General features: G+C 54.1%; 9 protein-coding genes. 5 read left to right on the top strand and 4 right to left on the bottom strand.

Features of this window, described 5'->3' with window-relative positions:
- The first annotated feature begins 227 nt into the window (after nucleotides 1-227).
- On the top strand, nucleotides 228-2,918 hold the full coding sequence (locus Q0Z94_RS05650; protein ID WP_298068049.1) for a UvrD-helicase domain-containing protein: 2,691 nt from the start codon (nucleotides 228-230) through the stop codon (nucleotides 2,916-2,918).
- 583 nt (nucleotides 2,919-3,501) lie between these two features.
- Here Q0Z94_RS05650 and mdoH read toward each other — a convergent pair.
- Both mdoH and Q0Z94_RS05640 read right to left on the bottom strand, forming a co-directional pair.
- Nucleotides 3,502-5,970, bottom strand: a complete 2,469-nt coding sequence (gene mdoH, locus Q0Z94_RS05645) for a glucans biosynthesis glucosyltransferase MdoH (RefSeq protein ID WP_298068048.1) — start codon at nucleotides 5,968-5,970, stop codon at nucleotides 3,502-3,504.
- A gap of 64 nt (nucleotides 5,971-6,034) precedes the next feature.
- Nucleotides 6,035-7,645, bottom strand: a complete 1,611-nt coding sequence (locus tag Q0Z94_RS05640; protein ID WP_298068047.1) for a glucan biosynthesis protein G — start codon at nucleotides 7,643-7,645, stop codon at nucleotides 6,035-6,037.
- Between the two features lie 285 nt (nucleotides 7,646-7,930).
- Here Q0Z94_RS05640 and Q0Z94_RS05635 point away from each other — a divergent pair, with 285 nt between their 5' ends.
- Nucleotides 7,931-8,896, top strand: coding sequence for an oligopeptide/dipeptide ABC transporter ATP-binding protein (locus Q0Z94_RS05635; protein ID WP_298068046.1), 966 nt, complete (start codon nucleotides 7,931-7,933; stop codon nucleotides 8,894-8,896).
- A 9-nt stretch (nucleotides 8,897-8,905) separates the two neighbouring features.
- Nucleotides 8,906-10,057, top strand: coding sequence for an ATP-grasp domain-containing protein (locus tag Q0Z94_RS05630; RefSeq protein WP_298068045.1), 1,152 nt, complete (start codon nucleotides 8,906-8,908; stop codon nucleotides 10,055-10,057).
- A gap of 85 nt (nucleotides 10,058-10,142) precedes the next feature.
- Here the strand turns inward: Q0Z94_RS05630 and nrdD are convergent, their stop codons facing one another.
- Together nrdD and Q0Z94_RS05620 are read right to left on the bottom strand one after the other, a co-directional pair.
- Nucleotides 10,143-10,328: an anaerobic ribonucleoside-triphosphate reductase gene (nrdD, locus tag Q0Z94_RS05625; protein WP_298068044.1), complete on the bottom strand. Its 186-nt coding sequence runs from the start codon at nucleotides 10,326-10,328 to the stop codon at nucleotides 10,143-10,145.
- A 12-nt stretch (nucleotides 10,329-10,340) separates the two neighbouring features.
- The gene (locus Q0Z94_RS05620) at nucleotides 10,341-12,629 is read right to left on the bottom strand and encodes an anaerobic ribonucleoside triphosphate reductase (protein ID WP_298068043.1); all 2,289 of its coding nucleotides are present in this window, start codon (nucleotides 12,627-12,629) and stop codon (nucleotides 10,341-10,343) included.
- A 458-nt stretch (nucleotides 12,630-13,087) separates the two neighbouring features.
- Here Q0Z94_RS05620 and Q0Z94_RS05615 point away from each other — a divergent pair, with 458 nt between their 5' ends.
- Together Q0Z94_RS05615 and nusA are read left to right on the top strand one after the other, a co-directional pair.
- Nucleotides 13,088-13,708 carry a ribosome maturation factor gene (locus Q0Z94_RS05615; protein ID WP_298068042.1) on the top strand — a complete coding sequence of 207 codons (621 nt, stop codon included), beginning with the start codon at nucleotides 13,088-13,090 and terminating at the stop codon, nucleotides 13,706-13,708.
- Nucleotides 13,705-14,976 carry a transcription termination factor NusA gene (gene nusA / locus Q0Z94_RS05610; protein WP_298068041.1) on the top strand — a complete coding sequence of 424 codons (1,272 nt, stop codon included), beginning with the start codon at nucleotides 13,705-13,707 and terminating at the stop codon, nucleotides 14,974-14,976. Before Q0Z94_RS05615 ends, nusA begins: the two co-directional genes overlap by 4 nt.
- The last annotated feature ends 1 nt before the right edge of the window (nucleotide 14,977 follow it).

Below are 14,977 nucleotides of genomic sequence, written 5' to 3'. Positions count from 1 at the left end.
CTCTGGCGTTGTTTCAGCGATTTCGCGTTAACGGCAAGATCGAAGAACTTTTATCATTATTAAAGTGATACTCTCTATGAGGAGGCGTAGTTGACAAAAAGATAAATTTTTTGTTAATCATAATGAAGTTATGGCCTTCATGTTACTCCATATTTATTCAGTATTGCTTTTGCTGTTGAATAAATATGCAAACATTCAAGAATTGTTTTGTAAAGTGGAGAATTTTGATGGCAGATCAAAACAAACTTGCAGCACTGGCTAAGGAATCATTGGATAAATTTGAGGAAATATCCTCAGCTGCTCAAAAAAAATTAATGAGCTATACCAGCGATTTTAGCCAAGGTGTTTTTGCTTCACCTGGTGATAGAGCTTATGGATATAGGGCATTGACGTCAGTATCAGAAACAGTAAAAGCAGAATATAAGCATCTTGAAAGAGAACCCGCAGTTGCACGAGTTGCAATTGAAAATATTGATGATGGTAAAACAGAAATATTTTATATTTGTAGAAATACTCCTCCAAGTAATGTAAAGAATGTTCTAAGCTATAGGGCCCCTATGGGAAGATTGGGAGCTTTGGAAGTGGGAGGAGAGTATAATTTAGGCGAGGAAACACAAATGTCTAAATATGACGATATAGACATTAAAAAAATTGAAAATACAACTTTTGAGCCAATTCTGAAAGATAAGCAGTGGGATTCTGCAAAAACAATATATAAAAGTATAAAAGATTTACTATGTATTGATTCACTTCGCGCATTACTTTCTAAGAAAAAAAATAACAAAGATATTTTAGCAGAAATTTTAGAAGCGGATGAGCAAGAAGAAAATATTAATAATAAAATTAGGAAAGATATTGTCGAAACCTTTTCTTTGCGAGATCAACCTATCCTTGATTACTGGCAGGACGAAATTTTTCGGTTGCCTCTTCAACGTTCTCTGTTGCTCATAGGACCAGCAGGCTCTGGAAAAACAACAACTTTAATTCAACGACTAGGCCAAAAATTGGATAGAGAACAAGGCCTGAGCGAAGAAGAGCGAAACCTTGTTGAAAGATATGAAAATGACATACCTTATGAAGATAGCTGGCTTATGTTTACGCCTACAAATTTGCTAAAAAGTTATTTACAAGAGGCATTTAATAGACAGCATATAGCAGCACCAGATGCCAATATCTCAACCTGGGAAGACTATAGTTTATATCTTGGAAGGGAAGTATTTAAAATACTTTATACACAACAATATAAATCTGGATTTATACATGACACAGATGCGTGTACACTTAAATACAAAAATAAGCATTTAATAGACATTTATAAAGATTTTTATGACTGGACACTCGAAGATTACGCCAAAGAAATTATTAATGGTCTGGGAAAAAGGTCTATGACCGAAGAATTAAAAAACAATAAAATACTTGATGCGGTTTTTACTCTTTCGAAAAAACATCTTGAAAAGAATAAAGATATAATTTCTTTTTTTAAAGAAATAAAAAAATATAAAGACGAAATAGAATCTTACTATAAGCAAATTAAAGATAAAACAGATAATATTATAAACCAAGAATTAAATAAGCAATTAAATATAAATAGGGAATTTTTGAAAGAATTGTCCATATTTCTCAAGTCAATAACCCAGGATGACGATGAGGATACTGATGGAGACATTTTTAATGATGAAGAAGTTGCTTCAAAAACAGACGTAAAAAAAGCCATTTTAAACTATCGACAGGCGATTTTATATTTATCTCAAAACAAGAATACAAGCTCAAAAAAATCTGCTTTTAATAAAAATACAACTATATTAAAATGGCTAGAAACCAGAATACCTGATGAAGCTACGCTTGTTAAATTATGTACTCTAGTTGAAGATGCTAAAATAATATCAACAGTATATAAGCCTATTAATAAATTTTTTAGATCTATTAATAAACGATATAAAAATTTCAGAATGCAGAGACAACAAGATGATAAATGGTATAATAAAGATTCTACGCTTAGAAAAAAGATTAATACAACTGAATTTGACATTCTAATATTAATAAATCTCAAAATTTCTCATGAATTATTAATCTCTCGTGATATTTATGATAATACAGAAGACTCTTGGTTTTCTATTCTCAAAACAATAAAAGGTAAGTATGTTGATCAAGTACTTGTTGATGAGGCTCCAGATTTTTCGCCACTTCAGTTGGCATCTATGAAGTTGTTGGCGCACCCTCAAATTAATTCTTTCTTTGCTTGTGGTGACTTTAATCAACGCCTTACCTCAATAGGTGCCAATAACGTCGATGAACTGAAAGAATTTCTTCCTAAACCAAGTATAGAATTACGAGAAATAACTGTACCCTATCGTCAGAGTGAAAATTTGTATAACTTTTCTTCATCAATTTTAAAAATGATGAATTATGAAACAGCTTCTGGTATTCCTAATAAACCTATAACTATGATGGAAGGTGTTAGTCCGGTACTTGGAAAACATCTTGCAGGAAAAGACCTTACTCAATGGGTTGCAGAAAGAATAACAGAAATAGAAAACCTTCTCAAAACAATACCTTCTATTGCCATCCTCGTGCCTGAAGAAGAATATGTTAAGCCTGTTGCTGAAAATTTGCAGAAAATGTTAAATTTAAAAACAACCATAAAAGTACAGGCCTGCCTTGAAGGACAAACTAAAGGAAATGAAAAGGCTGTCCGTGTTTTTGATATAAAACATATAAAAGGACTTGAATTTGAAGCTGCTTTCTTTGTTGCTGTTGATAAATTAGAAAAAATATATCCAGATTTATTGTGGAACTATCTTTATGTTGGAGCTACAAGGGCAACAACTTTTTTGGGTGTATCTTATGAAGAAATTCTTCCAAAATCTATAGAAGATAATCTACTGCCATATTTTGTCGATACGTGGAGCACAAAATAATTACTTTTATAATTTTAAACCAGCTGACGTAAGCAGACATGTCAGCATTCTTTCATCAATTTTTGTTGATGTGGAATACCTCAAGACTTCATGCCTATCATTCCATTCATCAAAAAGCCTTGCAGTCGTTCACATTACGTATCGGGCATGATTCAGTCTCCTTTGGCGTAACTCAGATCGGACTCAGCGCTCATGAACTCTGAAGGGGCTTCTGGAGCAACTGCCTAACGCCTTGCTCCCGCACCAGATACATTTTCCATTTCCATGGCCATGCTTGTGAACCTTGAAAGGACTTCTGGAACACGCGCCATAGCTTGTTGAACCGCAATATACGCAACGTGTATCGTCCTCAAGATGTTCATGAACCTTGTTCGGGCTTCTGGAACACGTGCCATAACCTGTTGAACCGCAGTAAATACATGTGGACATGTTGTCCTCCCTTTTACAGATATTCGTGTAGCCTTCTGGGCTGAAAAATAACAGGAATATTTATACCACTCAAGCAAGTCCACAAGCTTGCAAGGTTAACGAACAGAGGCCGCCCGGTTCGCCGGACGGCTTCCGCTGCGCTGCGTGGACGGCGTCAGCTCTGCTCGACGCCCCAGTCTTTGCCGCGGTCGGGATCCAACGCCCACACCTTATGGTGCAGTTCGTTGAGCAGGCGGGGATCCATGAGTATGGCAGACTTCTCCTGCCGCGAGAGTCGGAAAGGCCCCTTGAGCAAGGCCTGTTCCAAAAGGCTGCGGCGCGCTTTCTCCCGTTCCTCGCCGATGGGACGCACCCACTTGCGGCGGCGGACGAGGGCGATGTGCAGAGCGTGGACGCTGGGGATGACCACAGCGCGGGTGAAGCCCCGTGAAGCCTCGATGGTGAAAGGAGAATACGGCTCGGGGCGGGCAAGTACGGCGTGCATGTCGGCCTGTTCCGGCGCTTCATGGAGTTCCGAGGGAGTGATGAACAGTCCCATGCGGCGGGCGGCCAGGCCCCAGCTTGTGCGGCTGGTGAACACAGACAGCGGGATGGAGAAGACCAGACCGAAGACAATGGGAGAGAACCACCAGAAGAAGCCCGGATTGATGAGCCACATGAAGCCGCCCCAGAGAAGGCCGAGCAGTGTGCCCCACCAGTGGAAACGGATGGCGTCGCCCCAGGACGTGCCCTGATCGCTGCGGTTCTGCGTGTTCCACGAGACCTTCCAGCCGAGCAGAGTGCTGACGACGAAGAGGCTGTGGAAGATCATGCGGATGGGGGCCAGCATGGTGGAAATGAGCACTTCGCCGAGTACGCTGAAGCAGACCTTGCCCAGCCCGCCGAAGCGCGATGCTCCGCCCTTGGCCGCCAGAAGCACGATGGCAAAAATTTTAGGCAGGAAAAGCATGACGCAGGTACTGCCGAGCAGGAGCAGCGCCCATTGGGGATACCAGGTGGGCCACACAGGGAACAGCGTAGGCGCGCTGGGGAAATACGACGGCGGAATGAAAGCCTCGGTGACGGCCTGGATGGAGCTGAACACGAGGAATGCCAGCCAGAGCAGTGCCGAGGCGTAGGACATGATGCCGTTGATGAACAGCGCCCTGTGGGGAGAGAACAGACCGCCGGAGAAGATGAGACGGCTGTGCTGAAGATTGCCCTGACACCAGCGGCGGTCGCGGATGAGTTCGTCAATGAGGGACGGCGGACTTTCCTCCCAGGAGCCGCCAAGGTCATAGGCAAGCCACACGCCGTAACCGGCGCGGCGCATGAGGGCGGACTCCACGAAGTCGTGGCTTAGAATATCTCCGCCCAAAGGCCCACGCCCGGGCAAGGTAGGAAGCTGGCAATGCCTGATGAAGGGAGCGACGCGGATGATGGCGTTGTGTCCCCAGTACTGGGCATCGCCGAGCAGCCAGAAGTGGAAGCCCGTCCCGAAGATGGGACCGTAGAGATGGTTGGCGAACTGCTGGACGCGGGCGATGAGACTGTGCATGTTCACGGCCAGCGGCGGCGTCTGGAGCATACCCATTTCAGGGTGCTTCTCCATCGCCTTGACCATGCGCACCATTGTGGTGCCGCTCATGACGCTGTCGGCATCGAAGACGATCATGTAGGCGTATTTGGCCCCCCAGCGGCGGCAGAAGTCGGCCACGTTGCCGCTTTTGCGCTTGGTGTTGTTGCGGCGGCGGCGGTAGAAGACATGATCGTAGGCGTTTTCCTCGCGGCAGAAGCGATCCCAGGACTCTTCCTCCGCGATCCAGGCTTCGGGGCTGGTGGAGTCGCTCAGGATGAAGATGTCGAACTTGCCGCTCTCGCCGGTCTCCACCAGGGAATGCCAGGTGGCGGCGACGCCGGCCATGTATTTTCGAGTATCTTCGTTATACACGGGGAAGAGTATGGCCGTGCGCGTTTCAGGCGGGATGGGCGTGGAGTCGCAGTCCAGCGTGGGCAGGAAGCGATCCACCTTGCGCGTGAGTACCCAGATCCCGGCCACGCACATCCAGAAGCCGATGGAAATCCAGCCAAAAAGGATGGCGAAGAGCACAGCGATGATGATCTTGATCACCTCGATGCCCTGCGCCGGAAGGATGCCGTACATGATGTACGCCCCGAAAATCGACGGGAGGAGGATGAGCGTCATGAGCAGGGAGCGGCGGCGTCCCGCAACGTGCTCCCAGCCAAGCTGCTGGTTCTGGCGGTCGGTGTTATGCTTCCAGGAATCCGGAGCCTTGCTTCCCGTATTGCGCAGAATGTGGAAGAGCCGGCTGAACGTCTTGCGGAAAATACTCAGCCAGGGCGTGCGGTCAAGCTCTTCCACGAGCATGGAACTGCGCTTCATGAGCGGGGCCGAAGCGAGCTTCGGGGCGTCGTCTGCGGCGATGAGTTCCAGTCCGCGCTCTTTCAGAATGGCGTGCAGTGCTCCGATCGCCTCGGTATAGGTGGGGCGCTCTGAGGTGCAGCGTTCCAGACTTTCCAGCGCCAGCGCCACGCTTTCCTTAGGTGAGAGTGAGAGACCGCGGGCGTACAGAAGTATGCGGTCGCGAACCCGAAGGTCCATGTCCTGACAGGACGGCTTCATAGTTGTGCCTTTGAAAAGTTGTTTCCGGCGGCCTCAGGCAGACGGCCCCGCTTCGATGCGGGAGTTACTGGGGCTGAAGTTGCCAGTCGTAGATCCAGGTCTCGGTAAGCGGATCGGGCAAATTTTCGCCCTGCTTGAGCTGGGCGCGGAAGCGCAGGGTCACGGGACCTTTGCGCGCGGCCATGAGGCTTTCGAGAACGCCTTCCTCCTTGGGCAGACGCACCTTGAATTCCAGACGCCAGCCCCTGGTGACCGGATTGCGGACAAGGCGCTTCTCCAGCAGCGGGATGGGTTCGGGAGTCTCCACAATGCTGGAGATGCCCGTATCTTCAGGCAGGTTGGAGAGTTCGCCTCCGGCGAAGTCCACATGGAAGGTCAGAGTGTCCCCGCTGCGGGAAATACGCGTGGACGTGGCCTGACCCTTTTCGTGGAGCGAGGAGGAAGGCGGCATCCAGAACAGCTTCCAGATGTACATCAAGGTGTCGGGGTAGCGCAGTTCGTCTTCGGGCTTGTCGGACGCGTTTTTATCACGGGGCTTGTCCGGCCGCCAGAACGCCACGATGTTGTCATGGTAGGCGTCTTCCGTGGGGATTTCCACAAGCTCCAGCGAGCCAGGACCCCAGTCGCCCTCAGGTTCCGCCCACAGGGAGGGGCGCAGGTCGTAGCGGGCGTCGAGATCCTGATAGCTGTCAAAGCTGGTGTCGCGCTGGAGCAGTCCGAAGCCCCGCGGATTATTGAGCGGGAAGATCTGTACCCCCAGGCGGCGCGGGTTGGCGAGTGGACTCCAATACCAGTTTTTGCTGCCATCGGTAAAGAGAAGTCCATCGGAGTTGTGGACTTCGGGCCGGAAGTCGTCGGGTCGGCCGTTCTTCTCTTCCCCGTAAAAGAACATGCTGGTCAGGGGCGCGAGGCCGATTTTCCGGAAGTTCTTTGCGCCCTGACGGATGAAGAGCGCGTTTTTCACCTGCGTGACCGTCGGCGAGCCGGGCGTGATGATAAAGCGGTACGCCCCGGCCATGCTGGGGCTGTCCATGAGCGCGTACACCGTGATTTCCGTGGCGTCTGGGGCGGGCTTCACGATCCAGAATTCCGTGAAGTAGGGAAATTCTTCGCCCTGAGACGTGGCGGTATCAAGGGCCAGTCCGCGGGAATAGATACCGTAGCGGCTTCCGACGGGCAGGGCCCGGAAGTACGAGGCTCCGAGGAAGATGGCCGCTTCGTCCTGATAGTCCGGCCGGTTCAGCGGAAAGTGCAGGCGGAATCCGGCGAAGCCCAAAGCCGGAAGGTTATCTGCCGCCTGTTTGGCCAGCTCTTCGCTGCCGTACTGGAACAGTGCCGGATCGAAGGCAACATCCTCGATGGTCTCGCCGTCCACAAGGTGGATGCGCACGGTGCGGTCGTAGTAAAGGCCTGGATGGAAGAACTGCACCGTGAACGGAAGCTCTTCTCCGGCCCAGATCGCCTTTTCCGGAAGGCAGCGGATGCTGCTCCATTCGGGATAGGTCAGTTTAGTAAGGAATTCAGGGACGGGCGTGGGGGTAGTATAGGCTGTGTTGGCCAGATCCTGCGCTTTGGCCTGGACGTCTGCAAAGGAGAAGGCCGAAGCCCGGGCGCCCACGGGAGAGAATGCAAAGGCTACCAGCAGAAAGGCCGTGAAGAACACTCGCTGGAACATCAGGAAATCTCCGTAAAAAGGGGATACGGGCACACAGAGGAGATGCGGAAAGCGGGCTTCAGCAGACCGTCTGCCGCGCCCTTTCTGGTGCGGGTGCCCTGCGCAGGTCCTGACGCAGGGCGTTTCTCCCTTTCCATTAAACCTTGAACGCCCCGGCGTCCAGTAATTTTATGCTCTCTTCGAGGAGGGCCGTTCTCCGCGCTTGCGGCGGAAGAGCCTCTGTTGTAGTATGACTTTGCCTGTCAAGACCTTGGCGGGCACAAGACTTTTTGCTGTGGAATTCCTATGGATGTATTGCTGGAATGGCGGGACGTGTGCCGGGAATTTTCCGTACGCCGCGGTCTGTTCGACCCGCGCAGTGTGCGGGTGAAGGCCGTGGATGGCGTCAGCCTGTCGCTGCTGCCCGGAGAGACGCTGGGGCTGGTGGGGGAATCCGGCTGCGGCAAGTCCACGCTCGCCCGCATGACCATGGGCCTGCTGCCGCCCACGTCCGGCGAGATACGTCTCGAGGAGCGGCCGCTTTTTTCATGGACGGCGCTCGAGCGCGCCCGGCGTATCCAGATGGTGTTTCAGGATCCGTTTTCCTCGCTGGACCCCAGGCAGAGCGTTGGAGCCAGCATCGGCGAACCCATCCACCTTGCCGCAGCCACAGAAGGCAGGCCGCTTTCAAGAGCAGAACTGCGCAAGCGCGTGGACGAACTTCTGGGACAGGTGGGGCTGTTGCCCGAACACGCAGAGCGGTATCCCCACGAATTTTCCGGAGGCCAGCGCCAGCGCGTGGCCGTGGCCAGAGCGCTGGGGCCTGCGCCGAGGGTTCTGGTCTGCGATGAACCGGTGTCCGCGCTGGATGCCTCGGTACAGGCGCAGGTACTCAACCTGCTCAAGGATGTACAGGAATCGCGCGGCCTGAGCTACCTGTTCATTTCGCATGATCTCGGTGTCATCGGCTTTATGAGCGACCGCGTGGCCGTCATGTACCTGGGCCGTATCGTGGAACTCGCTCCCCGCGAAGAATTGTTCGCCCATGCGGCGCACCCCTATGCACGGGCACTCCTCGAGTCCGCACCCTCGCGGGAGCGGCGCGGGGCGGGACGTCTGCTCTCCGGCGAAATGCCAAGCCCCCTTGCTCCTCCGCCAGGCTGTGCCTTTCATCCCCGCTGTCCCCAGGCCCGCGCCCTGTGCCGGGAAATTCCCCCGCCTGAAATCACTCTTTCCGACCAACGCTTCGTGCGCTGTCATTTTCCCTTGTGAGGCTGTATCATGATTATTCTGGACAAACAGTATGTTTCCCGCGAACTGAAAGATTACCTCGAAACAAGCGGCGTGCCCGTGCTGCGCAGTGACGTTTCGCTGAAGGCCGGAGAGGACCGCCGCTTCAACCTGGTCTCCGATGAAGAGGCCGACGCGCTTCTGGCCAAAGGTGAGCGCATCTACACGACCTGCGAAAACTCACTGGCCTGGGTGCTTTCCCATTCTCCCGACGAAGCCATGAAGAAAGGCGTTGCCCTGTTCAAGGACAAGGCCGCCTTCCGCCGCGTGCTGGCCGAGATCTATCCCGATTTCTTCTTCAGAGAAGTGCCGGCGGCGGAACTGGAGGCGCTGGACTTTCACACCCTGAAGACGCCCTTTGTGCTCAAGCCCTCGGTTGGCTTCTTCAGCGTGGGAGTGTACACCGTGTTCAACGAGGACGACTGGAAGCGTGCTCTTGCCGATATCCGAGACCATTCACGGGAGTGGGAAAAGGGTTACGACCGGCGCGTGGTGAGCAACGCCGTGTTTCTCCTTGAGGAATACATTAAAGGTGAGGAATACGCGGTGGACTTCTACTACAACGGAGATGGCAAGGCCGTCATCCTCAACATCTTCCACCATGAATTTTCCTCTCCCGAAGACGTAAGCGACCGACTGTACTGTTCCGGCGCGGCCATCATCCGTGAACATCTGGAGCCGTTCACGCAGTTCTTTAACCGCATGAACGAGCGCATCGGCGCACGTAACCTGCCGGTGCATCTGGAACTGCGCACGAATGGCGGCCGTATCGTGCCCATCGAGGCCAATCCCATGCGCTTTGCGGGATGGTGTCTCACGGATCTTGCACTGCACGCTTACGGCATCTACACCTATGACTACTTCCTCAGCGACCGCCGCCCCGACTGGGACGCACTCTTGTCCGGCAGGGAAGATCTGCTCTATTCCTTCATCGTGCTGAATCCACCCGCGGGTCTGCGCGATGATGACGTCTTCGACTACGATCGCCTCTGTGCCTCCTTCCGCAAGGTCATGGAACTGCGGCGGCTGGACTGGCACAAGGAGCCGGTGTTCGGTTTTCTGTTCACAGAGACGGAGGCCGCAAACCGCAAGGAACTGGATCATATTCTGGTCTCCGACCTCAGCGAATATCTGCGGCGCTGAACGATGCCTCCCCGTGATTCTATCACCAACAGAAGGAGGGCGGCTCCCGTGCCGGGAGCCGCCCTCTTTGTCTGTGGAGCATGAGTTACTTCCAGGTATTCATGCTGCAGTGCTTGACTCGGTCGCGTTCTTCGGCGGCCTTGCCATCGTTGAAGCGGTCGAGCGTACCCACGAGATAGCCGGTGATGCGGCGGATGCGTTCGAATTTGACGTTGGAACCGATGAGGATCTGATCCGCTGCAACGGACGTGTCCGATTTTGCGTGAACCATGAGGCTTTCTCCTTAGAGTTTGATATTGGCTATTCTGTCGCGGGATTCGCTGCGCTCGTCGCTCGTGCGGCTGTCATGGACGTAGCCCTTGAGGCGCTTCAGGACGGAGAGGGGGATGCCTTCGCCATCGTGACGGCCGCAGCGGGGGCAGGTATCGCCGATGATGCCGGTATAGCCGCAGACGGGGTCGCGATCCACGGGATGGTTGATGGAGCCGTAGCCGATGCCCATGTCCTTCATGGCGCGGACGATGTCTTCAAAGGCCTGAAGGTTGTTCAGGGGATCCCCGTCCACTTCCACATAGCTGATGTGCCCGCCGTTGGTCAGGGCATGGTAGGGAGCTTCCAGCCGGATTTTGTTGAAGGCGCTGATGGGGAAGTAGACCGGAATATGGAAGGAGTTCGTGTAGTAGTCGCGGTCGGTAATGCCCGCGATATTGCCGAAGAGCTTGCGGTCGTACTTGACGAAGCGCCCGGCCAGTCCTTCGGCAGGGGTGGCGATGAGCGTGAAGTTAAGGTTGGTCTCTTCGCCCTTGGCATCAGCGCGCTCGCGCAGGGTACGCACGATGCGCAGTCCCAGTTCCTGCGCCTCTTCGGACTCCCCGTGGTGGACACCAATGAGCGCCTTGAGGCATTCCGCAAGGCCGATGAAGCCGGTGGTCAGCGTGCCGTGCCTGAGCACTTCGCCCACAGGATCCGTGGGGGCGAGGCCGGCGGAGTCCATCCAGATGCCCTGCCCCATAAGGAAGGGATAGTTGCGGCATTCCTTGGCGCTCTGGATGGTGAAGCGCTCCAGAAGCTGGCGGAAGACGAGATCAATCTTTTCGTCCAGTTCCTGGAAGAAGCCTTCCACATCGCCGCGATGCTTCAGCCCTAAGCGGGGCAGGTTGATGGAGGTGAAGGAGAGGTTGCCGCGGCCGAAGGTTGTCTCCCGCTCCGGGTCGTTGCGGTTGGCCATGACACGGGTACGGCAGCCCATGTAGGCCACTTCGTGGTCGGGGTCGCTGCCGCGCAGATAGGGCTTGTTGAACGGCGCGTCCATGAACGAGAAGTTCGGAAACAGGCGCTTGGCCGAGACGCGGCAGGCCAGTTTGAACAGGTCGTAGTTGGGGTCGCCGGGATTGGCGCTGTAGCCATCGCGCACCTTGAAGATGTGAATGGGGAAAATGGGGGTTTCGCCGTTGCCCAGACCGGCGTCCTCGGCGAGCAGCGTGTTCCTGATGACCATGCGGCCTTCGGGTGTGGTGTCGGTGCCGTAGTTGATGGAGCTGAAGGGCACCTGCGCACCGGCACGGCTGTGCATGGTATTGAGGTTATGGATGAGTCCTTCCATTGCCTGAAAGGTATCCTTGTCGGTGCGGGCCAGTGCCTTTTCCATCACATGGGCGGCTTCTCTGGCCGAAAGCCGGGCGGTAAGCTGCTCGCGGGTGAAGGCCTGTCCCTTTTCGTTGAGGATGGAGCGGAAGGAAGCGTATTCTCCCGTGGGGAAGGCAAAACTGTACAGAGCCTGCTTGACTTCGGCGCGGAAGTCTTCAGGGGCGTCGCGCATGTCGAGGGCGAGGTCGATGTTCTTGATGAAGCTGCGGGCTACGCCGGGAGCCAGTCCGTACTCAAAGTTCGGGATACTCTGGCCGCCGTGCTGGTCGTTCTGATTGGACTGTATGGCGATGCAGGCCAGTGCGCTGGCACACTGGATGGAGTTCGGCTCCCGCAGGAAGCCGTGACCGGTGTTGAAACCGCCGTTGAACAGTCTCTTGATGTCGATCTGACAGCAGGTGGTGGTGAGGGAAAGAAAGTCCAGATCGTGGATGTGGATATCTCCCTCTTCATGGGCGCGGCTGAACTCGGCGGAGAGCAGATAGCTTTTATAGAAGGCCTTGGCGGCCTCGCTGCCGTAGCGCAGCATGGTGCCCATGGGGGTGTCTCCATCGATGTTGGCGTTCTCGCGCTTGAGGTCGAAGTCCTTGGCATCGGCGAAGGAGAGCTTCTTGAGTGTGTTCATGAGCTGGGTTTTCATCTCACGGACACGGGTGCGCTCGTTGCGGTAAAGGATATAGGCCTTGGCGGTGCGGGCGTGACCAGCCTTGATAAGCACCTTTTCGACAACGTCCTGGACGTGTTCGACTTCGGGAATATCCTGCCCTTCGGACTCGAGGATTTTGTAGACCTTATCGGCGAGTTGTTTGGACATGGCTCTGTCGCTGCCGCCCTGAGCCTGTGCTGCAAGGAAAATGGCGTCGTCGATCTTTGCGATATCAAAGGGGACGACGCGGGAATCTCTCTTCTTGATGAACTGGATCATGAATATTCCTTGAAAACTCTCGTTATTTCCGCGCCGCTCTGCGGAGAAGGGCGGAGAAGAATAACAAAAGGCGGTCAATGAAACTCCGCCTTTGCCTGTTTACAGCAGGGCCTGCGGCCCAGTTGCCTTTAGCCAAGAGAACGTTAGAGTAGCCCCTGGCAATATTTTCGGTCAATACATGGGGTGAACTGGAAAAAAAGTTACGACTTTTTTTCTTTCCCTCAACCCTTGCCTCAGGCAGGAAAATTTCCGGAAAAAGAAAAGAAAAAATTTTTTAATTAATCATAAATTGATATTGACGCTTGACAGGTTTCGTTGTTTTGGGTAGAAGTTCCTTTCGCAGTGGAAAGGCAGGTTCTGCGTGGACTTGCTTTTTCTACATCCTTAATGTACCGCATAAGGCGGTCTGACGGGGTGGCCTGACGACGGCCTCCCTTTTTTATTATATAAGGAATAATATGGGCAAGAACCTTTCTCCCGAGAGCATCATCCGGCGGGTTCGCGAGGCTGCCGCACCTCTGGCCGCCTCCTTCGGGCTGAGCGTCTGGGGTGTGGAACTTGTGGCCGGAGGGCGAACCGTCGTGCGTCTGTATGTGGACGCCCCCGCCGCGGTTCAAGACGAAGAAGACGGGACGGGCGGCGTCCTGGAGGGTGTTTCCGTTGATCAATGCGCCGAACTGTCGCGTATGCTGGGACTGGCACTGGATGTGGATGAAATTTTTTCCGGCGCCTGGGTGCTGGAGGTGTCTTCTCCGGGCTTCGACCGTCTGTTTTTCGAGCCTGCCCAGCTTGCGGCATATGCAGGCCGAGACATCGATGTGACACTTCTGGAGCCGCATCCCGAGATCGCGGGTCGGCGCAGGTTCAAGGGGCCGCTCAAAGGCGTGGACGGCGAATGTTTTACCGTAGAAGTGCTGTTTCCTCCCGCGCCGGGTACGAAGCCCGAACCCGCGGACGTGTCCATCGACTGGAAGATGGTGAAGAAAGCACGCCTTGTCCCCGTATTTCCAGACACCAGCAAGCCCCGGGCCGGAAAGGGCGTACGGACTTCCGGCGCAGACGGAGGTAAACAAGCATGAGTCAGGATCTGAAAAAAGCCATAGAACAGATCAGCAAGGACAGGGGTCTCGATCGGAACATGCTCATCAGCACCCTTGAAGACGCGGTGCGTACCTCCGTGACCCGGAAGTACGGCGACAGCCTCGACGTGGAAGTGCACTACAGCGAGGAGACGGGTGAAATCGAGGTGTTTCAGTTCAAGTTCGTCGTGGAAAAGGTGGAGGATCCCCTCACCCAGATTTCTCTGGAAGACGCGCGCCAGCACGACTCGTCCATCCAGCTCGACGATGAGATGGGCTTCCGCCTCAGAGTGGAAGATCTGGGCCGCATCGCCGCTCAGTCCGCCAAGCAGGTCATCATCCAGCGTATGCGCGATGCGGAACAGGAACAGATTTACGAAGAGTACAAGGATCGCGTGGGCGAGATCGTCAGTGGCATGATCCAGCGCCGCGACAAGGGCGGCTGGGTCATCAACCTGGGCCGCACGGAAGCCCTGCTGCCCCGCGAGGAGCAGATCCCCCGCGAACACTACAAGCGCAATGACCGTATTCAGGCGCTCATCATCGAGGTGCGCCGCGAGGGGCGCGGCCCGCAGGTCATTATTTCCCGCGCACACAGAGACTACATGGCCGCCCTGTTCCGCCGCGAGGTTCCCGAAGTGGACGATGGCAGTGTGCAGATCATGGGCGTGGCACGGGATCCCGGTTCACGGGCGAAGGTTGCTGTGCTCTCCCGCGAACACGACATCGACCCCGTAGGCGCCTGCGTGGGCGTACGCGGTTCCCGCATCCAGAACGTTGTGCAGGAACTGCATGGCGAACGTATCGACATTGTCGTCTGGAACGCCGACATCGCCACCTATGCCCGGAATGCTCTGACCCCCGCCGTCGTATCCCGCATCGTTGTGGACGAAAGCTCCAATCTTCTGGAGGTCTCCGTACCCGATGATCAGCTCACCAACGCCATCGGCCGCAAGGGACAGAACGTGAAGCTCGCCGCGCGGCTTCTGGGCTGGAAGATCGATATTTTCAGCGAATCCAAGTACAATGAAGCGAATGCGTCAGGGCGCGGGCTGGAACAGGTAGCCAGCGTGGCCGAGCTCCCTGTAGATCGCCTCACCGCGGCAGGATTCCGCAGCCTGGATGCCCTGAAACAGGCGACAGACGCGGAACTTGCCGAAAAACTGGAACTCTCCGAAGCGCGCATCGCCGATCTGCGTGCTGCGGTCAATTTCCTCAGTCCTTCCTCGGAAGCGTCTGAGCCGGAACAGCAAAGGGAAGACGACTAGT

It is taken from the genome of uncultured Mailhella sp. (genome assembly GCF_947631555.1).
In the GTDB taxonomy this organism is placed as follows: Bacteria; Desulfobacterota; Desulfovibrionia; order Desulfovibrionales; family Desulfovibrionaceae; genus Mailhella.
The sequence above is the reverse complement of the archived record's forward strand: the minus strand, read 5'-3'. Positions and strand labels throughout refer to the sequence as shown.

Coding starts and splice junctions, on each gene's coding strand:
- Q0Z94_RS05650 (WP_298068049.1), top strand. CDS start 228: ATGGCAGATCAAAACAAACTTGCAGCACTGGCTAAGGAATCATTGGAT.
- nusA (WP_298068041.1), top strand. CDS start 13,705: ATGAGTCAGGATCTGAAAAAAGCCATAGAACAGATCAGCAAGGACAGG.
- mdoH (WP_298068048.1), bottom strand. CDS start 5,970: ATGAAGCCGTCCTGTCAGGACATGGACCTTCGGGTTCGCGACCGCATA.
- Q0Z94_RS05615 (WP_298068042.1), top strand. CDS start 13,088: ATGGGCAAGAACCTTTCTCCCGAGAGCATCATCCGGCGGGTTCGCGAG.
- Q0Z94_RS05630 (WP_298068045.1), top strand. CDS start 8,906: ATGATTATTCTGGACAAACAGTATGTTTCCCGCGAACTGAAAGATTAC.
- nrdD (WP_298068044.1), bottom strand. CDS start 10,328: ATGGTTCACGCAAAATCGGACACGTCCGTTGCAGCGGATCAGATCCTC.
- Q0Z94_RS05640 (WP_298068047.1), bottom strand. CDS start 7,645: ATGTTCCAGCGAGTGTTCTTCACGGCCTTTCTGCTGGTAGCCTTTGCA.
- Q0Z94_RS05635 (WP_298068046.1), top strand. CDS start 7,931: ATGGATGTATTGCTGGAATGGCGGGACGTGTGCCGGGAATTTTCCGTA.
- Q0Z94_RS05620 (WP_298068043.1), bottom strand. CDS start 12,629: ATGATCCAGTTCATCAAGAAGAGAGATTCCCGCGTCGTCCCCTTTGAT.